Annotated in this window: 25 protein-coding genes; 15 read left to right on the plus strand and 10 right to left on the minus strand. The window is 71.2% G+C overall.

Translation table 11 applies throughout. From position 1 onward, the window contains the following. Positions 1-9: 9 nt before the first annotated feature. Complete coding sequence (locus O7599_RS20095) at positions 10-1,362, minus strand: tetratricopeptide repeat protein (protein WP_281616986.1); 1,353 nt, start codon at positions 1,360-1,362, stop codon at positions 10-12. 193 nt (positions 1,363-1,555) lie between these two features. On the opposite strand from O7599_RS20095, the gene O7599_RS20100 reads away from it, so the two are divergent. Next, positions 1,556-2,110, plus strand: a complete 555-nt coding sequence (locus O7599_RS20100; RefSeq protein ID WP_281616987.1) for an ATP-binding protein — start codon at positions 1,556-1,558, stop codon at positions 2,108-2,110. A 305-nt stretch (positions 2,111-2,415) separates the two neighbouring features. Next, positions 2,416-2,721, plus strand: a complete 306-nt coding sequence (locus O7599_RS20105; RefSeq protein WP_281616988.1) for a hypothetical protein — start codon at positions 2,416-2,418, stop codon at positions 2,719-2,721. 407 nt (positions 2,722-3,128) lie between these two features. Here O7599_RS20105 and O7599_RS20110 read toward each other — a convergent pair whose 3' ends face one another. Further along, positions 3,129-3,911, minus strand: coding sequence for a GntR family transcriptional regulator (locus tag O7599_RS20110; RefSeq protein ID WP_281616989.1), 783 nt, complete (start codon positions 3,909-3,911; stop codon positions 3,129-3,131). Between the two features lie 171 nt (positions 3,912-4,082). Between O7599_RS20110 and O7599_RS20115 the strand changes: the two genes are divergently transcribed. From O7599_RS20115 to O7599_RS20130, 4 genes are all read left to right on the plus strand, one after another. Beyond that, positions 4,083-4,427: a hypothetical protein gene (locus O7599_RS20115; protein ID WP_281616990.1), complete on the plus strand. Its 345-nt coding sequence runs from the start codon at positions 4,083-4,085 to the stop codon at positions 4,425-4,427. Continuing rightward, on the plus strand, positions 4,424-5,725 hold the full coding sequence (locus tag O7599_RS20120; protein WP_281616991.1) for an FtsK/SpoIIIE domain-containing protein: 1,302 nt from the start codon (positions 4,424-4,426) through the stop codon (positions 5,723-5,725). The genes O7599_RS20115 and O7599_RS20120 overlap by 4 nt, the downstream gene beginning before the upstream one ends. Next, positions 5,722-5,919, plus strand: coding sequence for a hypothetical protein (locus O7599_RS20125; RefSeq protein WP_225796549.1), 198 nt, complete (start codon positions 5,722-5,724; stop codon positions 5,917-5,919). The genes O7599_RS20120 and O7599_RS20125 overlap by 4 nt, the downstream gene beginning before the upstream one ends. A gap of 269 nt (positions 5,920-6,188) precedes the next feature. Continuing rightward, entirely contained in the window at positions 6,189-7,577 is a 1,389-nt protein-coding gene (locus tag O7599_RS20130) for a replication initiator (RefSeq protein ID WP_281623448.1), read from the plus strand. 138 nt (positions 7,578-7,715) lie between these two features. Here O7599_RS20130 and O7599_RS20135 read toward each other — a convergent pair whose 3' ends face one another. Then, positions 7,716-9,284 (minus strand): recombinase family protein, encoded by a 1,569-nt coding sequence (locus tag O7599_RS20135; RefSeq protein ID WP_281616992.1) that lies wholly within the window; start codon positions 9,282-9,284, stop codon positions 7,716-7,718. Positions 9,285-9,360: 76 nt separating this feature from the next. On the opposite strand from O7599_RS20135, the gene O7599_RS20140 reads away from it, so the two are divergent. Next, positions 9,361-9,507 (plus strand): hypothetical protein, encoded by a 147-nt coding sequence (locus tag O7599_RS20140; protein WP_281616993.1) that lies wholly within the window; start codon positions 9,361-9,363, stop codon positions 9,505-9,507. 118 nt (positions 9,508-9,625) lie between these two features. On the opposite strand, the gene O7599_RS20145 is transcribed toward O7599_RS20140, so the two are convergent. Next, positions 9,626-10,168 carry a flavoprotein gene (locus tag O7599_RS20145; RefSeq protein WP_281616994.1) on the minus strand — a complete coding sequence of 181 codons (543 nt, stop codon included), beginning with the start codon at positions 10,166-10,168 and terminating at the stop codon, positions 9,626-9,628. Between the two features lie 227 nt (positions 10,169-10,395). Here O7599_RS20145 and O7599_RS20150 point away from each other — a divergent pair, with 227 nt between their 5' ends. Next, a complete protein-coding gene (locus O7599_RS20150) occupies positions 10,396-12,285 on the plus strand; it encodes a serine/threonine-protein kinase (RefSeq protein WP_281623449.1) in 1,890 nt (629 codons plus the stop codon). Then, positions 12,267-13,562 carry a serine/threonine-protein kinase gene (locus O7599_RS20155; RefSeq protein WP_281616995.1) on the plus strand — a complete coding sequence of 432 codons (1,296 nt, stop codon included), beginning with the start codon at positions 12,267-12,269 and terminating at the stop codon, positions 13,560-13,562. The genes O7599_RS20150 and O7599_RS20155 overlap by 19 nt, the downstream gene beginning before the upstream one ends. 48 nt (positions 13,563-13,610) lie before the next feature. Here the strand turns inward: O7599_RS20155 and O7599_RS20160 are convergent, their stop codons facing one another. Then, the gene (locus O7599_RS20160) at positions 13,611-14,186 is read right to left on the minus strand and encodes a DUF4240 domain-containing protein (RefSeq protein ID WP_281616996.1); all 576 of its coding nucleotides are present in this window, start codon (positions 14,184-14,186) and stop codon (positions 13,611-13,613) included. Positions 14,187-14,547: 361 nt separating this feature from the next. Between O7599_RS20160 and O7599_RS20165 the strand changes: the two genes are divergently transcribed. Continuing rightward, the gene (locus O7599_RS20165) at positions 14,548-15,318 is read left to right on the plus strand and encodes a GNAT family N-acetyltransferase (protein ID WP_281616997.1); all 771 of its coding nucleotides are present in this window, start codon (positions 14,548-14,550) and stop codon (positions 15,316-15,318) included. Positions 15,319-15,343: 25 nt separating this feature from the next. Here the strand turns inward: O7599_RS20165 and O7599_RS20170 are convergent, their stop codons facing one another. Next, complete coding sequence (locus tag O7599_RS20170) at positions 15,344-15,946, minus strand: Repetin (protein WP_281616998.1); 603 nt, start codon at positions 15,944-15,946, stop codon at positions 15,344-15,346. 215 nt (positions 15,947-16,161) lie between these two features. On the opposite strand from O7599_RS20170, the gene O7599_RS20175 reads away from it, so the two are divergent. Then, entirely contained in the window at positions 16,162-17,604 is a 1,443-nt protein-coding gene (locus tag O7599_RS20175; RefSeq protein WP_281616999.1) for a VWA domain-containing protein, read from the plus strand. Between the two features lie 55 nt (positions 17,605-17,659). Here O7599_RS20175 and O7599_RS20180 read toward each other — a convergent pair whose 3' ends face one another. Further along, entirely contained in the window at positions 17,660-18,133 is a 474-nt protein-coding gene (locus O7599_RS20180) for a MarR family winged helix-turn-helix transcriptional regulator (protein ID WP_281617000.1), read from the minus strand. A 68-nt stretch (positions 18,134-18,201) separates the two neighbouring features. Here O7599_RS20180 and O7599_RS20185 point away from each other — a divergent pair, with 68 nt between their 5' ends. The 3 genes from O7599_RS20185 (at position 18,202) to O7599_RS20195 (ending at position 20,485) form a co-directional block, all read left to right on the plus strand. After that, on the plus strand, positions 18,202-18,579 hold the full coding sequence (locus O7599_RS20185) for a cupin domain-containing protein (protein ID WP_281617001.1): 378 nt from the start codon (positions 18,202-18,204) through the stop codon (positions 18,577-18,579). Positions 18,580-18,711: 132 nt separating this feature from the next. After that, on the plus strand, positions 18,712-19,164 hold the full coding sequence (locus O7599_RS20190; protein WP_281617002.1) for a GNAT family N-acetyltransferase: 453 nt from the start codon (positions 18,712-18,714) through the stop codon (positions 19,162-19,164). Positions 19,165-19,330: 166 nt separating this feature from the next. Then, positions 19,331-20,485 (plus strand): winged helix DNA-binding domain-containing protein, encoded by a 1,155-nt coding sequence (locus O7599_RS20195; protein WP_281617003.1) that lies wholly within the window; start codon positions 19,331-19,333, stop codon positions 20,483-20,485. An 87-nt stretch (positions 20,486-20,572) separates the two neighbouring features. On the opposite strand, the gene O7599_RS20200 is transcribed toward O7599_RS20195, so the two are convergent. Continuing rightward, complete coding sequence (locus tag O7599_RS20200) at positions 20,573-21,943, minus strand: serine hydrolase domain-containing protein (RefSeq protein WP_281617004.1); 1,371 nt, start codon at positions 21,941-21,943, stop codon at positions 20,573-20,575. Positions 21,944-22,040: 97 nt separating this feature from the next. Next, positions 22,041-22,475: a hypothetical protein gene (locus O7599_RS20205; RefSeq protein WP_281617005.1), complete on the minus strand. Its 435-nt coding sequence runs from the start codon at positions 22,473-22,475 to the stop codon at positions 22,041-22,043. 290 nt (positions 22,476-22,765) lie between these two features. On the opposite strand from O7599_RS20205, the gene O7599_RS20210 reads away from it, so the two are divergent. Then, positions 22,766-23,704, plus strand: coding sequence for an aminoglycoside phosphotransferase family protein (locus O7599_RS20210; RefSeq protein WP_281617006.1), 939 nt, complete (start codon positions 22,766-22,768; stop codon positions 23,702-23,704). Here O7599_RS20210 and O7599_RS20215 read toward each other — a convergent pair. Beyond that, complete coding sequence (locus tag O7599_RS20215) at positions 23,701-24,825, minus strand: DMT family transporter (RefSeq protein ID WP_281617007.1); 1,125 nt, start codon at positions 24,823-24,825, stop codon at positions 23,701-23,703. The genes O7599_RS20210 and O7599_RS20215 overlap by 4 nt on opposite strands. Positions 24,826-24,853 lie beyond the last annotated feature (28 nt).

Here is a 24,853-nt window from a genome sequence, read left to right on the forward strand (position 1 = left end):
AACGCAAATTCAGAATGGAAGCTCTGGTTCGGAAGCGCCTTTGGTGATGGTGAGGATTCTTTCGTGGAAGTCGCGAGTTGCCATCTCGCGCGGGTAGCGGGAGCGAAGTTCGTTGTCCAGTTCGTTGGCGATTAAAAGCAACGACGGCAGGGACTTACGGTCTGCTTCCAGAGCCGCGTTCCCCATCCCTACTGCTTCCTCTATGTCACCGGTTCGGGCCGCCGTGACTCCGAGAGTGAGTCGGGCCTCTGCCGCCCGCATGGGGGAAATCTCGGTTCCGTCGGGGCCGGTGCTGATACGGATGACGGAGCGGGCATGTCCGGCGGCCTTTTCGTCGTCGCCCAGGAGACGGTAGGCGTCCATCTCGTAGAAGTCCCACTTGTCCGGGTCGATGATGAAGTGGTGTTCTGGGTGGTCCGGGCGTGGCAATCGGTCGAGTCTGGCGCGGCCGGCGTCAAGGGAGTCGCGTACAAGACGGTTGTCTCCCATGCGTGCTGCTGCGCGGGCTTTGTGTGCGTAGAGTTGCACGCCGACGGAGTGTGTCTGGTCGGCGACGTGGCCGGCTTCGACCGCTTCGAGCATGCCTTGCCAACGGCGCTGCGTGAGCGCGAACCAAGCCTCAATTTCCCACGCCCATGCCTTGATCTCTCCGTGGCCGGCCTCTTCCCCGATGCGGAGTGCAGCGGCCTTGCTCAGGTTTGCGGCCTCCAACTGGCCGCGGTCGTGCTGAACGCAGGCGTTGAGCAGGAACAGCCATCCCGTGTGGACGAGTAGTTCTCGATGTTGGCGCAGTGTCATCCGGCCTTCGAGCTGCTTCGTGACGTATTGCAGGCCGCTTCGTGTGCGCTTGTGGAGGTAGTCGGCATCGGCGTACGGGTACGCGCGGGCGAGTTGGTCAATGCCCTGCTCGATCGACTCCAGTGCGGCGCTGTTGATGCTGGACATCTCTGTGCGGCGAAGCAACTCGGCGATGTCCCACAGGCCGGCTCCGCCCTGGGCCAGCAGTGTGCTCGGATCGTCTGACTGTGCCGGGGCGGCTCTGCGCTCCAGCTCCCATGGGCGTGGAGTTAGTCCGGCGAGGTGGCCGGGGATCCGTAGCCCGTCCACCACTTCGAGGACCTTGTTGTACTGGGTGACCCGTGGGCGCGTGCCCTTGCCCTGGGTTTCGGGACGCGCCATCTTCCCGATGTGCTCGCGCTTGTAGCCGGTGGCCTCAGCGATCTTCGCGTAGCTGATGTGCCCGTGTAGCCGGGCGAGTCTGAAGACTTCCCCGAAGTCGTGGTTGGCGATAGCCGACCGCACGTCTGCGCGTTCCAGCACGTGCGGCGGGAGCGCTGCCGGTGTCGGTGCAGCCTCGGTCATCTCACTTCCCCATCGTGATTGACCTGCCCTGAACGTCTCGTCCCTCATCCGCTTCCGGTCTTCGAGTGTACCCACGAGGGGGGTCCCCAAGGGGGGGGGAGCGACAGAGGGCGATGGGCGTGCATCCTCGCTCGAGCCGGCCGGAGATCGTCCCGGCAGGGGCCCCTGCACACGGCTACCTGGAGGGTGCGAAATGGATCTTCAACAGGGTGAACGGGTCGCCGCAGCCCCGGCGGTCGTCATATCCCGTCCCGGCAGGCGCATGGAGACAGTTGAGTACTACCGCTCCCTGCTGCTGTTCGCTGAGGCACCTGACTGCCTTCGAGCGGCCCGGAGCCTGGTGCGGTCCACGCTGACGGACTGGGGCCTGGCTGAGCTTGTCGACGACGTCCAATTGGCTGTGTCTGAACTCGTGGGGAACGTCGTCCATCACGCCGTCCCCGACAAGTGCCTCATGTGGCCGGGGACGCACCGCGGCATTGACGTGGTGCTGAAGAGGTGGCCGCAGTGGCTGTTCGTCGGTGTGTCGGATGAGGACTCCAACCCGCCCACCTGCCCGGCAGGCGAGACCTTCTCGCCCGACCTGGTCAACGGCATGGCGGAAGCTCTGTTACCTGATCACGGGCGCGGTCTGCTGATCGTTCAGAGTCTGGCTGACGCGCTGTGGTGGGTGCCGCAGGAGGAAGGCGGCAAGACGGTCTACTGCCGCTTCGACCTCGACGGCGAACTTCGGAACTGGCCGCCGTAGCAGTGCCTGGCCGTCCCTCCTCGCCGTGTTCGTGGGGCGAATGACGGCCTGGGCCGGAGACAGTCGGTCTCCGGTGCAAGGGGCGTGACTTCCTGGCTGATCGCCGGGCTCCCCACCCGGTGCCAGGGGGTCACGCCTCACACAACTTCAGACCGAGACCGGGCCACCCGTCTGCCCTAGGAAGCGTGGGGTGGCCCGGCTGGGGACGCGACGGTCCCCGGTGCCTGATGGTACCGGGGCCGTCGCTCTGCGTTTTTGCTCTGGGCCAAGGAAGTTGACGATCCGTTACATAGATCGGGACAGAGGTGGATCACGTGTCCGGAGCTGGTGAGGACAGGCTGAACGACGGGTTGGACGTCTTCGCGCTCGACGCTGGCCTGTGGAACTCCAGCGTCGATTACGTGGCGGGCTGGCGTGAGGCGAGCCGGGCCGCGGACCGGCTGAACCGGGCGTTGCTGGCTGCTGGGGTGGAGCTGTCCCGGGTGCGGGCGGTGGCCGACGCCAACCAGGACGGGCGCGGTGTAGTGCGGCTGGCGGGCTGGCCGGCCGCTGTGGAACAGCTCGCCGTGCTCCTGGAGAACGCGGCCGGTGACGTGGGCGGTGCGTCGTGATGCGGTTCGGTGGTCGCGTGTCCGGCCAGGGTGTGCGTCGTCGGCTGGAGAGGGTTTGGGCGGTAGCTGCCATGGGGCGAGAGAGCAGGGGGCCTTACGCTGGCCGGGCGAATCGGGCAGGTACCTGGCCTGCCCGTTGTTGTGCCCGATTGGCCCCCTGCTCTTCGAGGCTCGCCCCATGGGAGCTGCCTAAAGCCTCGGAAGCCGACGACCCCCAGCCCCGCGCACCCCGGCAGACCTCGGACGGTCAGCTTCTCCCCGAATCCTGCGCGTTGCGGGGTGGGGCGCTGGCCGTCCGGCCGGGACCGGCGGGCACGCCGCACGCCCGGCCGGGGCGGCACGGGCGCCCGGCGCGCCGCAGGCGCGCCCTTGAGGAAGTAGAGAAAGTTTCGACCGATCCCCGGCCCTCAGCCGCGGTTGCCGCGGGCGGCTGCTGCTTTGTCGGCGGTGATGCGGTAGGCGAGTTGGGCGCGGTCCGCTCCGGTGCGGAGTTCTTCGAGGAGCAGGGGCCGGTCGTCGGTGCCGTGGGTGGTGCGGGCCAGGTGGATGACCGGTGTGGCGTCGGGGAGTTGCAGGGCGGTCCGCTCGTCGGGCAGGGGCATGCGGGCGCGTACCGTCTCGGACCACCACAGCGTGTGCCCGGCCTCGGTGAGCAGTGCGTAGATCGCATCCGGCTCGCTGTCCGGTGCCTCGGCGAGCGTGTCGACGCCCTCGGCGACTTCGAACGGGATGGTCGTGCGGTGCAACGCGCGGGTGCCGGTGGCCGGATCGATGAGCAGACGGTCACAGACGAAGATCGCTTCTTCGGCGTCCAGTCCGAGGAGCGTGCCGGTGGCCTGGCTGGTGTGAGAGCGGTAGACCGCGGGGTCCTCGGAGGTGGTCCACTCGATGCCGTCCGCCGAGGTGAACTGTCCGCCGCGGCTGCGAGTGACGCGCCGGTTGATGGTGAGCGCGGGGGTTCCGGTGGTGCGGACGAAGCTGCCTTTGCCGTGGCGGACTTCGATGAGCCCTTCCGCGCGCAGGGCGGCGATGGCGTTGCGGACGGTGGGGCGGGAGACCTGGTAGCGGGCGATGAGCTGGGTCTCGGACGGCAGTGGTGCGCCGGCTTCGAACTCACCGGACAGGATCGCTTCCCGGATGGCGGCGGCGACCTGCTGGTAGAGGGCTCCGGGGCGCTGGATCTCACTCATCTCGGCACCTTCGTCTTCCCGTCGTCGTAGGCACGTCGCACGCGCGACATCACTCGTCAGAATAAGTAGTTGCTTCCGTGCTGTACAGCTCCCCATACTCATAACTCGTCAGGACAAGTGACGTCAGACGGAAGGGTCTGGTGTCCCCAACAGGCCAGGGAGGCCGAAGCAATGCAGTCCATACCTGTGGACACCGGGCGGCTGGGCGTACTGCGGTGCGCCATCGCCCCCGAAGCGAAGATCGTCAACCCCGACACCAAGGAGGTCAGGAAGGACAAGGACGGCAACACCGTCTACACCGTGGCCGTCACGGTCAGGCAAGATGCCCGCCGCATCTCGGTGATTGAGATCGCCGTAGCCGGTGAACCGAAGGGGATCGAGGAAGGGCAGATCCTCAAGGTCAGCGGACTGACCGCGTTCGCCTGGCAGATGGGCGACCGGCACGGCATCAGCTTCCGCGCCGACTCGATCACCCCCGCACCCGGCCCGCCGGTCAAGGGCGGTGAGGCGCGATGAACTGGATCCTGATCGCGTTAGCCGCCGCGGTTCTGGCGTGGGTGCTGGTCGTCGGCAACCTGCTCAAGCGGCACCGGCCGGCCTGGCACTGGTACCTCACCGGCTACCCGATCACGGCATGCCGGGTGCTGGTCACCTGGCGCCGCGTCGCCATCCTCACCGACCTGGCCGTCTCCCACCGCCCGCCCCGCGGACTCCTCGGCGACCTGATCGTCAAGGGCGAGGCACTGCGCCCGGCACCCCCGCGGATCTCCTTCCCCCGCTCCACGCGCCTGGGCCTGAACGTCATGGTGCGGCTCCACCCCGGGCAGACACCGGCGGTGTTCGTGGCGGCGGCCGACGCACTGGCGCACGCCTGGAAGGTCCACGCGGTCCGTGTCACCTCCCCCCGGCGCGGGCACGTGTTGTTGACCGCAACCGCCACCGATCCCCTGGCGCGGCCTGGTCTGGTCACGGCCAAGCCCCGGCTGCTGACCGCGGTCCTTGGCGCGCTGGAGAACGGCGGCGCGTGGGTGATGGATTTTCTGCTGGTGCCGCACTGGCTCATCGCCGGTGCCACCCGATCCGGGAAGTCCACCCTCCTCGCCCGTCTGGTCGCGCAGCTCGCACCCCAACCCGTCGCCCTCGTCGGCATCGACTGCAAAGGCGGCATGGAACTCGGCCTATTCACCGACAGGTTGAGCGCGCTGGCCACCTCACGCCGCGAAGCGGTCGCCGTCCTCGGAGCGCTGGTGGTCGAGACACAGGACCGGATGAGTATCTGCCGTGAGGCGGGCGTCCGCTCGATCTGGGAGCTGCCGGGCAAGCAACGGCCGGTGCCCGTCGTCGTCCTCGTCGACGAGTTGGCAGAGCTGTACCTGTCCGACGGCACCCGCCCCAGCAAGGCGGAGACAGAGCAGTGCTCCACCTACCTGCTGCGCCTGGCCCAGCTCGGCGCCGCCCTCGGCGTCCATCTGGTCATCGCTGGGCAGCGCATCGGCTCTGACCTCGGCCCCGGCGCCACCGCACTACGCGCCCAACTCAGCGGCCGGATCTGCCACCGGGTCAACGACCCCGGCACCGCCGAAATGGCCCTCGGGGATCTGAACAAGGACGCCGTGACCGTCGCCCAGTCCATCACCCCTGACGAACAAGGCGTCGCCGTCCGCGCCGGCCCGGACGGCGGCTGGAGCCGCGCCCGCTCACACCTCACCACCGCCGAGGAAGCCACCACCACGGCGGCGACGTACGCCGAGACCACGCCCGTGCTGCCCGCACTCGACCGCGCTCTTCAGGCACTGAGGGGAGACGAGTCATGACCAGCGCGGGAACGGTCGTCTCGCTGGTGGTCCTCTTCGGGATCATCACCTTCCTCCTCGTCCGCTCCCGGGACGTACGCGCCTGGGAAGCGACCTGCATCGCCCTGTTCGGCATCTACCTCGGACAGACCCCCGTAATCCACACGGTCGACGGCTTCATGACCTGGATCACCAGCGGCTTCGCCCACTTCTAGGAGGGCTACACACATGCCTATGCCTCGTGTCAGGTGCCCGCACTGCAAGGGAGAAGGCGCCCGCACCACCTGGACCGGAAGGCGGCGGCGCTGCCGCGTCTGCCGGGGTGCCGGAACCATCCGCTGAACCAACCAGGCAATCGATCAACGAAGAGGAGCAACGACATGGACGACAGCGCGCCATTCCCCGCCAACTCGGCCGCTACCGCGGCCCACCCTGGAAGGTCACCACCATCACCCCCGAGAACACCTGGGCTGGCAGGCGCGCCGTGCTCGACGTGGCGGCGCGCCTGTTCCAGCTCTCCGATACGGACCGCGACGCGATACGCCTCGCGCAAGACCCCCAGTTCCCCCGCTGGCTCCAACAGGTCACCGCCACCGGCGGGTGCGCCCATCCGATCCACCTCTCCGGCACCACCACCACACGCAACGCGGTGACCGGCGAGATCCTGCACCACTACAACACCCGAACCGAACCCGGCGAACGCCTCCTCATCCGCTGCCGCAACCGCCGCACTACTGTCTGCCCGCCCTGCTCCCGCCTCCACGCCGGCGACACCTACCACCTCGTCCGCGCCGGCCTCCTCGGCGGCAAGAACACCCCCACCACCGTTCGCGACCGACCCCGACTCTTCCTCACCCTCACCGCCCCCTCCTTCGGCGCCGTCCACCGCGCCGGCGAACGGTGCCGCCCCCGGCGGGAGCGAAGCGAGTGCGAACACGGCAGGCCCCTCAACTGCGGCGCCAGGCACGCCCCGGCAGACCCTCTCGTCGGCCAACCCCTCTGCCTCGGCTGCTACGACTACACGGCACACGTGCTGTGGCACGCACACGCGGGCAAGCTCTGGGACCGCTTCGTCCGTGGAGTCCGGCGCCACCTCGCCACCTCAGCCGGACTGGCACAGACGCGATTCCCCGAGCACGCACGACTGTCCTTCGCCCGGGTAGCAGAGTTCCAGCGACGTGCCGCCGTCCACATCCACGCTGTCGCGCGGCTGGACGGCCCCGCCGGACCGGATGATGAACCTCCCGCGTGGGGCAGCGAAGAACGGCTTACGGAGGCCGTACGCGCCTCTGCGCGCCGCGTTGTCGTCCGCACGACGTACAGCCCCGCCGTGGGCGAGCTGGCGCTGCGATGGGGCACCGAGATCGACGCCCGGCCCTTGCACGCTCAGGACGGCAGCCCGGACGATGATGCCGTTGCTGCGTACGTCGCCAAGTACGTCACCAAGGGAGCGACTGACACAGGAGCGGGCACGGATCGTCGGCTTTCCTCACGGGACGACATCGACGCGGCGCCGGTGAGCCCGCACGTGCGCGCCCTCATGGGCACCTGCTGGCGCCTCGGCGGCCGGCCCGAGTACGAGCCGCTGCATCTCCGTCGGTGGACACACGCGCTCGGCTACCGCGGCCACATCCTCACCAAGTCCCGGGCCTACTCAACGACGTACGCCGTGCTGCGCGCCGAGCGGGCCGACCACCAAGGGCAGAGCTTGCTGTCATCTGATCAGTCGGTGGTCGAGTCTCACTGGCGCTACGTCGGGTCCGGGCATTCTCCCGGAGCGGCATCGATTGCTGCGGGTCTTGCAGCGGACTTCGCCATGAACCGGGTGATGGCGCGGTGGGCCAATGACGGAGAAGGCGGTGATGCCGTCTGAGTTCCGTCCGAAGAGACCCCACGACAAAGGGCTGCCAGGATGCCGTATCGCGTGCCTGGATAGAGAGGCAGTTGCGCGACTCTCCGCCGTTCTCCGAAGATCAGTTGCGACGTATTGGCGAGATCTTGGGGCTACAGCTCACACGGAAGTCCGCCACACGGGCGTAAGCAGCTCGGGATCGAACGGTTTGTTCCCCTTGCCGCCCGACACAGCGATGACTGCAATCAGCGCCTTCTTGATCGCCTCACGCTTCTGTGTGATCGTCTTCTTCTCCCAGGCTTCGCGGATATCTTCCCGGGCCTCTTCGGCCTCTGCCTTCAAAACCTCGTGCGCCCTCTGGTCGGCCCGCAGTTCTTTGACTCTCCGTTCGAGCACCGGCAAGTTGCGGAAGAACGCTTCGTCGTCAATGTCGGTGTCCTCGTCGTCATGCCAGCGTCGTTCCAGCTCCTTCCGGCTCTTGATGGCGCGTTCGAGTGCCTCGGCCTTGTCCCAGTCCGGTACGTCCTGAGCTTTGGCGGCTGCCTCCTCCTCCAGCTTGGCGATCACCAGCTCTTCAATGAGCTCGTCTGTCTTGTCGCCACGCTTCCAGGTTCCGTTGCATCCGCCGTAAAGCTTCGGCCTGCATGAGTAACCATGCTCGTACTTGAGCCACTTGTTCGCCCTGACTCCGACCATGGGGCAGTTGCACACGCTACCGTCGTCGAGAATCATTCCACAGCGGAGAATTCCCGTGAGCAGGTACTTGTGCGCAAGGCTGCCACGGGCGACCCCGGACTCTCCTCCGCCTCGCTCCCTGATCTTTGCAGTGACCGCGTACCACTGCTTGGGCGTGATGATCGGTTCCCACTCACCGACAACGGGCTGATCGTCGCCGTCACGAACAAGCTCGCTCTTGACTTCCCGGTATCCACAGAGACGAGCGTTCTTGAGTACCTGTTTGACAGTTTGGTACTGGAAGGGGTTGCCGCGACTCGTGATGAATCCCGCCTCCTTCCACTGGCGGGTGATCTCGGAGATCGAGGCTCCGGCGATCACGTCGTGAACCGCTTTACGGATAGCCTCTGCCTCCTCGGGGCGCAGCGTGACTTTGTCGTCCTGCCAGCCGAAGGGACGCCATGCCGCGACGGACTGCCCTCGCATCGCTCGACTGCGATGACTGTTCCTCGTGCGTCGCTGCTTCTTTCGCGTCTCGCTGAGGGACATAGCGACTCCCAGCAACCCCTTGATCTCGAATCCTTCGGCGTACAGATCCTGGACGCCGTTCGAGTCGTGATAGACACGCCCCTCGTGGGCTGTGAACGCCTTCAAGTACCGCTCCCAGTCGCTCGGTCGGCGGTACAGGCGGTCGTCGTTCGCGGCCATGACGCCGTGGATCGGGTAACCCTCCGGCGTCTGCCCCGCGGCAAGATCCGTGAGTAACTGCTCGAAATCGTCCCGGATCACGTCTTCCCTGCTGGCGCTCTTGTCGTTGTCCGTGTAGCGGTACACGACAAGCCACCCGAGCTTGCGGGCATCCTCGGCCATGTCCCGGTGTTGGTCCTCTACGCCGTGCGCGTCCTTCACACGGCCGTCGAACGAGATCCGCGCGTAGCAGATAACGCACTTGAGGTGCGGATCGGCGGCCAGCATGGCGCGCACTTCCTCAACGGACGGCAGTCCTTCGGGAACGCCTCGCAGCTTGCTGACCAACTCGTCGCGCCTGCTCACGTCTCCTCCTGGGGCCTCTGAAGGGGCTGTTGAACGCCCCTGCGCTCATATGGAGGATTTGATAATACTCTGCTCGATGAAGATCAGCAGAAGCATCACGGAACGCTTCGGCTCCGACGACTCCGCGGGGCTGAGCCCGGAGGAGATCGAACGCGGCATGCTGGAGAAGTCCAAGGAGTTCGCGGAGGCGGGCAACCGCGTCTACCTCCCGATCGCGGACTGAACGCTCCACACGCGCAAGCGGGCCCCTCTGCCGGCCGAGAGGGGCCCGTCGCCGTTCGCGCGCGGTTCGTCACCGGGGCCGGTAGGAGCCGTTGTGCGCTCGTGCCGTAGCCGCTGAGTCACACGATCAGTCTCGTGGCCGCTTCGAGTGCCAGATCCCATGGGTATGCGTCCGGCCGGCCCTTGCCTGGTTCGTTCGGCACGAACCCGCCTTCGCCGTAGAGGACGTGTACGCCCATGGAACGAAGCGTCTCGATGCTGCTCGTGAACTGGGTGTGCCGCACATAGGCCGCGTTCACGCACGGCATGGTCACCAACGGGATGTTCTTGCCGATCCCTTCTGCGGCGATTCCGACGACGAACTTCTCGGTGATCCCCAGGGCCCACTGGTTGAGGGTGTTGAACGTGGCAGGGGCGACGACGGCGACATCGGCGGGGGGCCAGACGTCCGGCTCATGAGGCAGTTTGTACTGGCTGCGGACCGGATAACCGGTCAGTTCCGCCAGCCGGGGCACTTGGTCGTCCAGCCACCGGGCGGCGGTGGGGGTGAGTCCGAGACACACGCTCCATCCCCGCGCCTGGGCGCGTTTGACGACGTCCTCGACGTAGAGCACGGGCGGAGCGGCGCTGCCCAGCAGGTAAAGCACGCGGTTCCTGGCCATTCGCGCAGTTCATCGTGCGCGGCCGTACTGGCGCAACCGGGAGAAACCGTCTCAGACCATCCCGGCGGGTAGCCGGCGCGGGCCGCCCGCCGCCCACCCTGGGGGCGTGCCGCGCGGGACGTGGGTCGGCGTCCGAACGAAGCCGCTCGCCGTGGTCTCGGCCCCCGTGACCGGCGCGGTTACACTCTTCCTCCACCGAACGTGACCCGGGGGAGGGGCCGTTGAGCGTGGAGGGGGAGGCACCGGGGCAGGACGGTGCGGGCGGCGAGGTCGGCGGCGGTGCGGAGGGTGGTGCCGATATCCGGCCGCTGGAGGAGGACGATCCGGCGGTACTCGGCTCGTACACGCTGCTGGGGCGGCTCGCCTCCGGCGGCATGGGGCGTATCTTCCTCGCCCGCTCCGTACCCGGCGGCGCGCTCGCCGCCGTCAAGACGCTGCTCGCCGAAGGCGAGATCGACGCCGTCGACAGGCGGCGCTTCGCGCGCGAAGTGACCGTCGCCCGGCGGGCCGAGGGCGTACGCACCGCGCGTGTACTCGACGCCGACCCGGACGCGCCGCGGCCATGGATGGCGACCGAGTACGTGCCCGCGCCCTCCGTGGCGGAGCTCGTTCGCAGGGCAGGGCCGCTCGCCGGGACCGCCGCGCGCTGGGTGACGCGGGGCGCGCTGGAGTCGCTGGCGGAGCTGCACCGGCAGGGCATCGTGCACCGGGACGTCAAGCCGCAGAACCTGCTGCTCGAACTCGCCGGACCCCGCCTGATCGACTTCGGCATCTCGCACGCCGCGGACCTCACCCGCACCCAGCTCACCCTGGGCACCGTCGCCTTCACCTCGCCCGAGCAGGCCCTCGGCGAGCCGTCCACCGCGGCCTCCGACGTCTACTCGCTCGGCGCCACCCTCTTCCACCTCGCCGTCGGCCGTCCCCCGTACCCGGCGGACACCGAGATGCTGCTGCTGCTCACATACGTGGCGGAGGGCCGGCTCGACCTGGCCGGGCTGCCCGACGAACTCGCCCCGGTGGTCCGCGCTTGCCTCGCGCTCTCCCCCGCCGACCGGCCGCGGACGGCGGAGTTGCTGGACCTGTTCACGTTCGAGCTGGCGGAGTTCCCGACGGTGCCGGACGCGGGCGGCTGGCTGCCGGCGTCGTGGGCCGGGCTGATCGAGGGGTACGCGCGGCAGGGGCGGGCGCTGGCGGCCGACCCCCGGGTGCTGCGGGAGGGCGGCGACGCGGCCGGGGGCGGGCAGGGGCGGCAGGGGCCGGCCGGCGGATGGCCGGAGCCGGCGGGAGGGGGCGCGCCGGGTGGGACGCAACTGCCGCCGGACACCGTGCGGGAGGCGCCGAGCACCGTACGGGAGCGGGCCGCCACCGGCTCTGAGCCGACCCGCCCCGAGCCGTACGCCACGCCCGTGCCCGGGACTGGCGGCCAGCACGGCGACGGCGACGACGGCACGCGGGACGTAGCCGGTGACCTGCACGGTGACGCAGACGAGAGCGAGGACGAGGGGCACGGCCGGGGCGCACGGGTCTTCGTCCGCTCGGTGCAGACGCTCATGGCCTCGATCCTCCTGGTGCTCGTGGTCGGCGGCGCGTACGCCTACTACCGGTCCAACCAGTCGCCCGAACCCGACGCGACCGACCGCGCCTTCGCCGCCGTGACGCCCGGCGACTGCGTACGCACCGACTTCGACCCGGCGCGCGGCTGGACCGCCGCCGCCCCCGAGACCGTCGCGTGCGGCTCGGCGCCGGACGCGCCCTGGCGGGTGATCGCGACGGAGGACGGCGGCTTCGTCGAACGGTGCATGGGCACCGACGCGGCGGTGGCGTGGAACCGGCAGAGCGACGCGGGTTTCGTCAGCCTCTGCCTGGAGAGGCGGTTCGCGGAGGGTGAGTGCGTGATCGGCGCCGCGCCGCAGGCGGGCGCCGTCCTCGACGTCACGCCGCTGACGGACGACACGGTGTTCGCCACCACCGTCGGATGCTCCGACACCGCCGCGCAGGGCCGCGCGGTGCTGCGGGTACTGGCCGTGGTCCAGGACGCGGCGGGCTGCCCGGAGCCGACGCAGGTGCGCTACCGGTTCAGCGAACGGGGGCGGATGCTGTGCCTGACCTCGCCGTGACGCCCGGCCCGCTGCACCGGGCCGACCCGCGCCACCTCGGCCCGTACCGGCTGGTCGCCCGGCTGTCGGCGGGCGGCATGGGCCGGGTCTACCTCGCCGTCGAGACCGGCACGGGCGAACTCGCCGCGGTCAAGACGCTGCTGGCGGAAGGGGAGATCGGCGACGCGGACCGGGCGCGGTTCGCCCGCGAGGTCGGCGTGGCAAGGCGGGTCGCCGGGCGGCACACCGCGCGGGTACGCGCCGCCGACCCCGAGGCCGAGCGCCCGTGGCTGGCGACGGACTACGTGTCGGCGCCCTCGCTCGCCGAACTCACCGCGCGCGGCGGGCCCGCGGACCCCGCGACCGTGGCCCGGCTCGCCGCCGACTGCGCGACGGCCCTGGAGGCGCTGCACACCGCCGGGGTCGTGCACCGCGACCTGAAACCGCAGAACGTGCTGCTGCCCGCCGACGGCATCCGGGTCATCGACTTCGGCATCTCGCACGCCACCGACCTCACGCGGACGCGGCTGACCCTCGGCACCCTCGCGTACATCGCCCCCGAGCAGGCGCGCGGCGAGCCGGCGACGCCGGCGTGCGACGTGTACGCGCTGGGCGCCACGCTCTGCACCCTCGCCACCGGCCGCCCACCCTCCCCCGACACCGGCGACCCCGTGCGGCTGCTGGCGCTCGTCGCGCGTGGGGCCGTGGAACTGGGCGCGGTGCCGGAGCCGCTCCTGGGCCTGGTCCGCGCCTGCCTGGCCCTTGACCCGGCGGCCCGGCCGGGACCGGTCGCGCTGCGGATGCTGGCACAGGAGGCGGGCGCGGCTGCCGCTGCCGGACCGGCCGGCGGGGGTGGGGGTGGGGCGTCGTGGCCGGGCATGCCGGACCGGTGGGCGGGGATCGTCCTGGCGTACCAGCGGCAGGGGCGGGAGCTGACGGAACGGTACGGGGGCGGGGGCGCGGAGGCACCGGCCCCGGCGGAGCCGGCGGGGGAGGCGTGGGGGGAGGCGTCGGCTCAGGAGGTGCGGGCACCGGGTACGTCGGCGCCACGTGCGCAGGCACCGGGGGCGTCGGCACCGGGCGCGCCTGCACCGAGGGCGTCCGCACCGGAAGCGCCGCCGGCCACGCCCGCACCCGACCCCGCTACCGCGCGGCGCTTCGCGGGGCTCACGCCGCGCGGCTGGCGGGCCGCCGGCAGCCTGGTCGGGAACTGCGCCGGGCTCGCCTTCCTCGTTCTCGGCACACTCGCCGTGGTCGGCACGATCATCGCCATCGTGGTCGCCGTCGCCCTCGAATGACCCCGTGACCCGCGGCTGTCGCGACCTGCGGCTGTCCGCGACCGGCCGCTACCCGCGGTCGGCCGCCCCGAGGTACAGCCGTGCGAGGCGCGGCAGGCGCTTCTGCATCTCCCTGTCGTCGTCGAAGTCGAAGTCCTCGCCCATGTCCTGCGCCTCGGCGCCCTGACCGTCCGCCGGCCGGTACGCGGCCCACGCCTCGTGGAAGGCGTCCTTGCTCCCGGTGAGGCGCTCGAAGGCGGCGCCCGCCGCGTAGTTGACCTCCTCGTGGGACAGGACCTCGTCGCGGCCCTCCCGCGCGGCCTCGGCGACGGCCGGGTGCTCGGCAAGGCTGTCCGGCGCGGCGGCGGTGCGCTCGTACCAGTCACGGCCGAGGGCGATCACCCCGGCGCGGAAGTCCATGAAGCCGTCATCCGAGCAGCCCCCGCCTATCAGGTACGCGGCGGCCCAGACATCCCAGCGGTACAGCGCACCGTGCACCTCGCCGAACCGTTCCTCGTACGCGAGGATCTCCCGCGGGGAGAGCCCCGCGAGGAGCTTCACGAGCGCCTTGTCGAAGGGCTCGCCGCCCGCCGCCGCGGCGGAGCGTGCCGATTCGACGAGGTGCCAGAACCGATCGATGTCCATGACTCCGTACTGTGTCACCCGCCACTGACAATCCGGTCGCATGCCGCAAAGCCGTTGCACCGGCCCGGCCGGCATGGGATATTCACCGCCGTCCGCGCGTTCTCGCGGACGAACCCGCCGGCCGTCCCGTCGGCGCACTCACGGTGAGGAACGAAGCCTTTGATCACGGCGCCCGCCAGCGGCCGCCGTCGGCGCCGAGCGGCCCGCCCGCTTCCGTAGCGGACCCGCCTGCTCGGACCGCCGGGCACGACCGTCCCGTACGGCGGCCCCACGATGCCCGCGCGCCATGCCGCGCGGGCGCTCGCTCCTGTCTGCGCGCAACCAGAGCCTTCGTGAGGTCGATACCACCGTGGCCACTCCCATGGACAAGCAGATCCAGAACTTCGCCGTCGCCCACCTCCGCCGCCGCCCCGACGTCGTGGAGACCGGCGGCTTCGTCGCCGGCTTCTCCCCCGGCACCGACAGCCCGTACCTCAACTACGCAACCCCGCTGCCCGGCGCGGACCCGACCGGTGCCGACGTGGCCGCGCTGGCCGGCACGTTCCGGGAGCGGGGGCTGGTGCCGCGGCTGGAGTTCGCGCCCGGGGCCGCGCCCGCGGCGGCCGCGGCGCTGCGGGCGGCGGGATTCGGGACGGACGCGGTGCACGAGTACCTCGTCTGCACCCCGGACACGTACACCGATCCCCTGCCCGGCGGCAGCGGGCCGCGGGTGGAGACCCCCGCCACCGACGCCGAGTTCCGGGCGCTGGACGCGGCGCTCGCCGAGGCGTTCGGCGGCGCGTTCGCCGCGTCGGCGGACGGCGCGGCGCGGCTGCGGCGCCTGGCAGAGGACGGCGGGGAGGTGCGGTTCGTACGGGCCGGGGGCGACGGCTGCGCCGGCGGCGCGACGTGCTCGCCGCCGGCCGAGGACACCGCGGAACTCGCCGGCGTCGGCACCCGCCCCGCGTACCGGCGCCGCGGCGTCGCGGCGGCGGTGACCGCGGCGCTGACGCGGGCGGTGTTCGACCGCGGGGCGGGGTCGGTGTGGCTGGAGTACGCGGGCGAGGGCGCGCGCGGCACGTACACCCGCGTCGGCTACCGCCCCGGCGGCACCCGCCTGTACGTCTCCCTGCCGGCGCCGCCGCCGGCCTGACCGGGGGGCCGGTCACGACTCCGGGTCAGAGCTCGGGCTTCCAGGGCTGGACCCGGAAGTCGCCGGTGCCGCGCTTGACCTTCTCGAAGGGGGCCGAACTCACGCAGGGCACCAGATCCTTGTCCTCCACCGGGCTGCCCGTGGCGGCCCAACTGTAGCCGAGGCGGTCGCGATGGCCCTGGTCGTGGACGGTGACGCCGACGCGCAGGCCCTTCGCGCCCGGGAGGTCGGTGTCGGTGATGACGCCGGAGACGACGGCCACCTTGCCGCCGGTGACGAGGCAGTCGACGTCGGCCTCCGCCCAGTTGCCTTCGCCGCCGAGGTAGTGACTGAAGCGGAAGGTGCCGGTGGCCTTCTGGGGGTCGTCGTTGTGCTTCGCGGCGAGGCGGGCGTCGAAGGAGAACGTGATGTCGTCACCGAGCGACCGGGTGAGCTTCGCGGTACCGGTCAGGGAGGCGGCGGGCCGCTGCCCGGCGTGTTCGGTGCGTTCTGTGTGTTCGGCGCTTTCGGCGCCGCGTTCGTCACCGTGGCCGTCGCCGGCCGCGCCGGCCGTACCGGCGGTGGCCGTCGCGAGCAGCGCGGCGGAGAGGACGACGGCGCGGAGGCGGTTACTGCGTACGTAGCGCAAGGGAACTGCTCCTCAAGGCTGTTGACCCGGACGGTCCGGATGCCCGCAGCCTCCCCTGCGGTGGGGGCGCGCCGCGTCCGCCCACGGCGGCAAGCGCCGTACCCCGCTGGTCTGTCCCACCACCCGGTCCGGATACCTCCCGGGCATGACACGCTGTACGTGACCAGGCCGGACCCCCGGCCGCCGGCCGCCCGCATCGGAGAGGGACCGAATCCATGCCCACCGGACCGCTCGCCAAGGGCGCCAACCTGCCCGTCGACGCCCCCGCGGTACGCGCCGAGCTCTCCTGGTCCGAAGGCCCCGGCGTGCCCGACGTCGACGCCTCGGCGCTGCTGCTCACCGCCGCCGGCCGGGTCCGCGACGACGGCGACTTCGTCTTCTACAACCAGCCGCAGCACACCTCCCAGGCCGTCACCCACCTCGGCAAGCAGACCGCGGGCGGCCGGTTCACCGACTCCGTCGAGGTGCTGCTGAACTCGCTGGGACCGGGCGTCGAACGGGTCGTGCTGTGCGCCTCGGCCGACGGCGGCACCTTCGGGCAGGTGCCCGCGCTGTCGCTGCGCCTCCTCGACGCCGGAACGGGCGCCGAGCTGGCCCGCTTCGACATGGAGGCGACGACCGAGACGGCGTTCGTCGGCGGCGAACTCTATCTGCGCAACGGCCGCTGGAAGTTCCGCGCGGTGGGCCAGGGCTACGCCTCCGGACTCGCCGGCCTGGCCACCGACTTCGGCATCACGGTCGACGAGGCCCCGCCCCCTCCCGCCGCCATCCCCGCACAGGCACCGGCGCCACCCCCGCCCGCGGCCCCGGCGCCGTCCGCGGCCCCGGCGCCGCCCCCGGCGCCCTCCGCGCCGACTCCTCCCGCCGCCGCACCCGCGGCCCCCGGCGGGCCGCGTCTGGTCAAGGGCGAGGAACACCTGCCCGTCGACATGCGCAAGCGGCTGTCGCTGCGCAAGGAGCAGGTGGCCATCAGCCTGCGCAAGCACGGGGCCGCCGACGTCTCCGCCCGCGTCGTCCTCGTCCTGGACGCCTCCGGCTCCATGACCCGCCTCTACGCCCAGGGCGTCGTCGCCGACGTCGTCGAGCGCATGGCGGCGGTCGCCGCGGAGCTGGACGACGACGGCGCCATGCAGGCGTGGACGTTCGCCTCCCATCCGGCTCGCCTGCCGGACCTGCTCCTCGGGGACCTTCCCGAGTGGCTGCGGCTGCACGTACGGGTCGGGCAGCTCGCCCTCTTCCGCCCGCGCAAGAAGCGCAAGGGCCTGGAGGACGGGCAGATCGACATGCGGACGGTGGGTATCCAGAACGAGGAACAGAAGGTCATCGCCGAAGTCCGCGCCTACGTCCGCGCGAACCCCGCCCCCGATCCGACGCTCGTGTTGTTCTTCTCGGACGGCGGCGTCTACCGCAACGCGGAGATCGAGCGTGAGCTGCGCGAGGCGGTCGACGAGCCGATCTTCTGGCAGTTCGTGGGGCTGGGAGCCGCCGACTACGGCGTACTGGAGCGGTTCGACAGCCTCGCGGGCCGCCGCGTCGACAACGTCGGGTTCTTCGCCGTCGACGACATCGGCGAACTCCCCGATCCCCAGCTCTACGACCGCCTCCTCTCCCAGTTCCCCGGCTGGATCACCGCCGCCCGCAGCGCACGCATCCTCTGACTTCCCCCGGGTGCCCGCCCCGCCGCCCGCCGTCCGCCTGTCACCCGGTGTCGGGTCACCAGACGGGGCGTAGCGGGGGGAGGTCGTCGCCGGCGATGCCGTGGACGAGGCGGAGGAGTTCGGTGCGGAGGAGAGGGGTGTCGGCACCCGTGCGGCGCGCGAGTTCGGCTTCGAGGTCGTGCAGGATGCTCCCGGCGGTGTCCAGGTGCCGGCGGGCGGCGTCGGTGAGGACGACGAGCTTGCGGCGTCCGCCGGCGGGGTGGGCGGTGCGGCGTACGTAGCCGCGGTTCTCCAGGTCGTCGACGAGCTGGCCGGCGGCCTGTTTGGTGACGCCGAGCCGGGCGGCGAGTTCACTGCCGGTGGCGCCGTCGGCGCCGAGGATCTGGAAGATCATGCCGTGCACCGGCCGCAGGTCGGGGTAACCGGCGGCGGTCACACGCTCGTTGAACTCGCTCAGTACGAGCTGGAAGGCCATGCCGAGCAGGAACAGCAGCTCGGGCGTCGGCGGGCCGTCGTGGTCGCGGGTCACGGGACCATCTTGACACGAGCGTGTAAAGCTCCTTTACTCAAGGTCCTGAGTAAAGGAGCTTTACACGTATGAAGATCATCACTCCCACCCCCGACCGCACCGTCACCACCCCGAACGCCGCCATGGAGTCCCTCGCCACCCCTTCGCAGGGCACGACCGCGCTCAGCACCTGGCGGGTACGCATCGACGCCGGCCGGTCCGGGCCCGTACACGCCATCGACCGCGAACAGGTCTGGATGGTCGTGTCCGGCTCCCTCACCGTGACCTGCGACGGCCGTACCGAGACCGCCGCCGCCGGGCAGGCGGTCCTGCTCCCGTCCGATGTCCTGCGGCGGCTCGGCGCGGCCGAGGGCGGCGGGGGCGTCGAGGCGCTGGTGGCGATGGAGGCGGGGGGCAGCGCCGTCACCGAGGACGGGGTGCGCCACCCTCTGCCGTGGGCGGAGTAGGGGACCGGCGCGGTCCGGCGTCGGGGCGCGCGCGTCCGACGTTACGGGGATGGGTCCGTCGTCCGGCGTACGGCGTCCGAGGAGGGCGTACGGCCCGGGAGCGCGCTCCCGGGCGCGCGTAGGGTCGGCGGCATGAGCGACCTGGCAATCCGGCGCGCGACGGCCGCCGACGTCCCCGTCATCGTGGCGATGCTCGCCGACGACCCCCTGGGCGCCGCCCGCGAGACACCCGACGACCCCGCCCCCTACGAGCACGCCTTCGCACGTATCGACGCCGACCCCGGCCAGCACCTCGCCGTCGCCGAACGCGACGGCCGCGTCGTCGGCACGCTCCACCTCACCGTCATCCCCGGGCTCTCCCGGCGCGGCGCGACGCGCGCGCTCATCGAGGCGGTGCGCGTGCACCGCGACGAGCGCGGCGGCGGGCTGGGGACGCAACTCATCGAGTGGGCGGTCGAGGAGGCGCGACGGCAGGGATGCGCGGTCGTGCAACTCACGTCGGACGCGACGCGCACGGACGCCCACCGCTTCTACGAGCGGCTGGGGTTCGCGGCGTCGCACGTGGGGTTCAAGCGGATGCTGTAGCGGGCCGGGGCCGCGGCCGGGGGCGGATGGCCGACGGCGGGTCGTCACCGGTCCGGCGGGAGCCCCTTGCGCGAAGTACCCCCTGGTCAGAGAGGTCTCGGCGGGCAAGATCCGAAGTTGTCCACAGGCCCGAGCGGGCCGGCGCGGGCTTCGGCATACTGCCTCTATGCAGATCACGACAGAGCAGCGACGAGCCCGGATCGCCGTGCGGCACGCGCTGGCGCCGACCGCCCGCGCCGCGTCGCCGGCGGACGTCGCGGACGCGGTCGTCGCGCTGCATGCGACCGACGCGGCGACCGTCTTCCTCTCCGCCTGCGCGCGCATGCGGGAGCCCGGCGTCACGCCCGTCGAGCGCGCGCTCTACGAGGACGTGTCGCTGGTGAAGCTGCTCTCCATGCGGCGCACGCTCTTCGCGGTCAGCCGCGAGCTGGCGCCCGTCGTGGACGCGGCGGCGGCGCGCGCCATAGCGGCGCGCGAGCGCGCCACGTTCCTCAAACACCTCGGTGACTGGAACGGCCTGGACGAGGCGTGGCTGCGGCGCGCCGAAGCCGCCGCGCTGGCCGTGCTCAAGGACAAGGGCGAGGCGACGGGCAGCGAGATATCCGCCGCCGAGCCGCTGCTGCGCACGAAGATCACGGTCTTCCCCGGCACCCGTCAGGAGACAGAGCAGGGCGTGGCCACGCGCGTGCTGCGCATGCTTGCCTGCGACGGGCACATACGCCGCGGGCACCCGCGCGGGTCATGGACGTCGAGCCAGTTCCGGTGGGCGCCCGGCGAGGACTTCGGCGGCATGGACGTCGCCGGGGCGCAGACGGAGCTGACCAGACGCTGGCTGTACGCGAACGGGCCGGCCACCGAAGCCGACCTCGTGTGGTGGACCGGCTGGACGAAGACCGCCGCGCGCAAGGCGCTGGCCGCGACCGGCGCCGTGGCGGTGGAGCTTGCCGAGGGCACGGGGTACGTACTGCCGGACGACACGGAACCGGTCGCGGAGCCGGAGCCGTGGGCCGCGCTGCTGCCGGGTCTCGACCCGACACCGATGGGATGGAAGGAACGGGACTGGTACCTCGACCCCGGACACCGCAAGGCGCTGTTCGACGGCAGCGGAAACGTGGGGCCGACGGTGTGGTGGAACGGCGAAGTCGTCGGCGGCTGGGCACAGCGACAGGACGGAGAGGTGGTGTGGCGGATGCTCACGGACGTGGGCGGCGACGCGGAACGCGCGGTGGCCGCGGAGGCCGAACGACTGGCGGCGTGGGTCGGCGACGCCCGGATAACACCGCGATTCCGCACGCCGCTGGAGAAGGAGCTGGCGGCGTAGGGGCCGCGGCGCAGCAGTCCGCGTGATCCCGCGGTTCGTCGCCCGCCCGTCGATCCCCGTCGGATGCGCCGGCGACGACGGGAGGGATCACGTCCAGCCGCGGGTGCCGCCGGGGACGGGGGCTTCCGGATCGTACGGTTCGCGGGTGAAGACGAAGGTGCCCAGGTCGAGGTGCGACACCTCGCCGTCCGCCGACCGCTCCACCCGCAGCGTCTCACCGGCGCAGTAGCCGTCGACCGCCGTCCACGTGCCGTCCGCCTCCGGGCGGAGGAGTGAGGCGTAGCCCGCGCCGGCCAGCGGACTCAGGTCCAGCCACCGGTCCTCCTTCAGCCGCAGCACGTGCGGGTTCGCGCCCCAGTACCACGGGCCCGTGAGAGCCAGCAGCTCCGGATCCACCGCGTCCGCGGCCAGCGGACGCCACGGCTCGGGGATGCGCGGCTCGTGCCGCACGACGGTGCCGATCAGATCCGCGGCCAGTCCGGAGACGGACACGCCGGAAGTGACGTTCGTGAGGGCGATCGCGCTCACGCCCTCGCCGACATCGGAAAGGAGGCAGGCGAGAAACCCGGGCATGGAGCCGGTGTGGCCGGCGAGCAGCGTGCCGTCGCGGCGGATGAGCTGCATGCCGAGCCCGTACGCGCTGTCCCAGGAGGCGGCCTCGGGGGCCACGGCGGGGGTGCGCATCTCCGCCAGCGTGTCGGCGGAGAGCACCCGGTCGTCGCCGCGCACGAGGAAGGCCGCGAACCGGGCGAGGTCGCCGGCCGTGGACCACAACTGGCCCGCGGGGCCCATCCGGCCGGTGTCGTGCAGCGGCTCGATCTGCATGACGTCGGCCCACGGGTGAACGGCGAAGCCGCCGGCGTGCGGTGCCTCGGGCAGCAGCGTCGTACGCCGCAGCCCCAGCGGCTCCAGCAGCTCGCGCCGCAGCACGTCGCCCCACGGCGCGCCGCGCAGTGCCTCGACGAGCGCGCCGAGGTAGGCGAAGCCGGGGTTGGAGTAGTGGTGGAGGCGGCCCGTCGGGTGCCGGGCGGGGTCGCCGTCGAAGAGTTCGCCGATCTCCGGGCGCAGCGTGCCCGGAGTCCGCTCCCACCAGGGGCCGCGGGGCTCGGCGCCGATACCGGAACTGTGGGAGAGGAGCTGGGCGATGGTCACCGCGGGAGCCTGAACGCCGGGGACGTGCTTGCCCAGCGGGTCGGCGAGGTCGACGAGGCCCTCGTCGCGCAGCCGGAGCACCAGCACGGCGACGAACGTCTTGGTGATCGAGCCGATGCGGTACTGGACGTCGGTGGTCGGCTCGTGCCCGTCGATCATCGAGCGGGCGCCGGACCAGACGGTCTCCTCGTCGCGTACGACGGCGGCGACGAGCGAAGGCGTCCGGCCCTCGCGCTGCGCGACGGCCAGTCGGTGGCGCAGGGCCCGGGCGGTGGCGGGGAGCAGGGCGTCGTCATACGGCGGCATGGCGCGCAGCCTAGATGAAGGAGTCCGATGAGGGACGCCGGCCGCCGTCGGCGGCCGGCGTCTGCGCACACCCCGACCGGCGCAGGGAGCCGGGCACTCAGTCGCCGTAACGTATGGAGATCTTGTCCGTGCAGTCGTCGGGCCAGTTGTTGATGCGCTCGCAGACCCTCATCCACTCGATGAAGTTGATGGCGAAGTACGAACTGGAGTCTTCGCAAACACCGTCAGAGCCGCCCTCGTCGGTCCACGACAGAGATTCACCGGCCTCGTTCTGCAACTGGATGTAGACCCCGCGGCCATCCGCCTCGTTGTCGCAGATTCGGACTTCGCCCCTCGAGGTGTAAGAGCCGAAGTAGCGAAGGTTTCCGATGTCGCTCCCATGCTTTTGAGAGACGAGCAACCGACTGGCCGCGGAGGAGGGCGCCGCCGCCAACCCCACGGCGAGCGCCCCGGCCGCCACACAGGTGGCGAGTGCCTGGAGCCGGCGACGACGAACCGGCCGTGCGAGGGTCCCTACTCGATTCGTGCGCATGTGCGTTCCTTCCGATGGTGGTGAGCGGATCTGGCGTGATGTTTGGACACCCACGCACCGCCACACTCTCCCGGGGCGCACCGGGCTTCCTCCACACGTTTGCGGCTGGTATCAAAAGCACAGGTCAGTGACGTTCTCTCAGCGGAAATGGCCTTCGCGAAGGGGTAGTTTGTAGCCGCAGGGCGGTTTATGGGCCACCGACACCCGCACCACAACCGCCTGCTCGCGCCATCCACGCGCTGCCGGGAAAATCGGTGTGTGTGCCGTGTGTTTGATGTGAGACTGCGGAAGTGATCGAAGTCCCGGATGCCGTACGCAACATGGTTCGCGCTGCCGGTGTCGAAGACTGGCTTGAGCGCCTGCCTGCGCTTGTCGCGAGCCTTGAGGCCGACTGGTCGATCATCGTGGGGCGCCCGTACACGGGCGGGGCCAGGGCCTTCGTGGCCGAAGCGACCCGGGCGGACGGAGCCTCGGCGATTCTCAAGGTGCTGGTGCCGGGCGTGGGGAACGACTCCTCCACTGAGGCGACGGTGCTCCGCATGGTCGGAGGAGAAGGATGCCCGGCGCTCTACCGACATGACGCCGGCCGGGGTGCCCTGCTCATGGAACGACTGGGGCGGCCGATGTTCGAGCTCGGCCTACCGCTCTCGCGTCGCCTTGGGATTCTCTGCGATACCGCAGCGCGCATCTGGCGGCCGGCCCCCGACTGTGGGCTGCCCACCGGTGCCGAAAAGGCCCGCCGGCTCGCCGACGTCATCGCGAGGCTGTGGGAGGAGCTCGATCACCCTTGTTCCGAGAAAGCGGTCGAGCACGCCCTCGTCTCGGCTCGACGGCGGGAGCAAGCGCACCGCGACGAGAAGGCCGTACTGGTCCACGGCGACGTACATCAACTGAACGCCCTTCAGAGCGATGGCGGCTTCAAGCTGGTCGATCCGGACGGTCTCCTTGCGGAGGCCGAGTACGACCTGGGTGTCCTGATGCGTGGAGACCCGGTCGAACTGCTCGCTGGTGACCCCTTCGAGCGGGCTCGCCGGCTGGCCGCCCGGACGGGTCTCGATCCCGTGGCCACCTGGGAATGGGGCGTGATCGAAAGGGTGTCGTCGGGTCTGCTCTGCACGCAGATTCACCTTCAGCCTCTCGGAAGGGACACGCTCCGGGCGGCTGAGGCCGTCGCCGGTACCGATGTCGTAGGTGCGCGATCCGGCGAACCTTTCCGGTCAAGGCACTAGCTGCGGCCCGCGGTGCGGAGCGCGGGAGTTTCGGCGCCCCGGCGGGCGCCGACGCGGGTGGCGTACCAGACGGTCGCGATCACCAGCAGGCAGCCGGCGTACTGCGTCACCGTGGGCCGCTCGCCGATGAACGCGACCGCGGTGGCGATGGCGAGCACCGGCTGCAGCAGGAGCAGCGCCGCCCCGGTGGCGGGGGCGAGCCGAGGCAGGGCGGGGGTGATGAGGAGCAGGGCGAGGACCTGGCCGAGCACGGCCATGGCCGCCAGCCAGCCGAGGGCGGCGGGCTCGGGCGTCGGATCGATGCCGGTCCACAGCCCGCCGAGGATGCCGGAGGCGATGCCGGCGGAGAACGTCGCGGTGCACACCGGCACGGCGATGTGCCCGCGGGGACGGGAGGGAGCGGCAGGAGCCGGGGCCGGGTCTGGAGTGGGTTGCGGGTCGGAGGTGGTGGGAGGTGCGCCGGCCAGGCGGGTGAGGAAGAGGTAGCCGGCGAAGGCGACGCCGGCGGCCGTGCCGTAGAGGATGCCGGTGACGGGGCTGCTGCCCGGTTCCGGGTCGCCGATCGCGCCGCCCGCGAGCGCCACCCCGGCGAGCAGCACCGGGGCGGTGAGCCAGAAGCCGCGCGGCAGCGGCGTGCGGGTGAGCAGGCGGGCCAGCAGCGGGAAGACGATCACCTGGATGTTGAGCAGCACGGTCGCGATGGAGGCGCCGACGTCCCTGATGCTGGCGGCCCAGAAGACGAAGTCGACGCCGAGCAGCAGCCCGGCCGCCAGGTCCGTGAGTACGGGGCGCCGGGCCCGCGGGCCGAGGCGGCGGAGTTCGACGGCCGCCAGCGGGGCGAGCAGCAGCAGTGCCAGGGCGCAGCGCAGCACGGCGGCGGTGCCGGCGCTCACGTCGGAGAGCTTCACGAACATGGCCGACAACGAGATGCACGCCGAGCCGCCGATGACCATCGTGACCGGGGTGGCCAGCCGGCCGAGGAGTCCCCGGCCCTGTTCCCCGGTGGCGAAGGCGCCGGGACCGGGCTGTTCGCCCGGGGCGGGCCGGGACGGCGCGGCGGGCGGGGTGAGGCGGAGGGATATGTCGCCCTGCTTGTCCTGGCCGTCCCCGTCGACTCGCATGCCTCTCACTCTGCCTGCCCGATCCCCC

Origin of the sequence: Streptomyces sp. WMMC500 (assembly GCF_027497195.1) — a bacterium.
Lineage (GTDB): Bacteria > Actinomycetota > Actinomycetes > Streptomycetales > Streptomycetaceae > Streptomyces.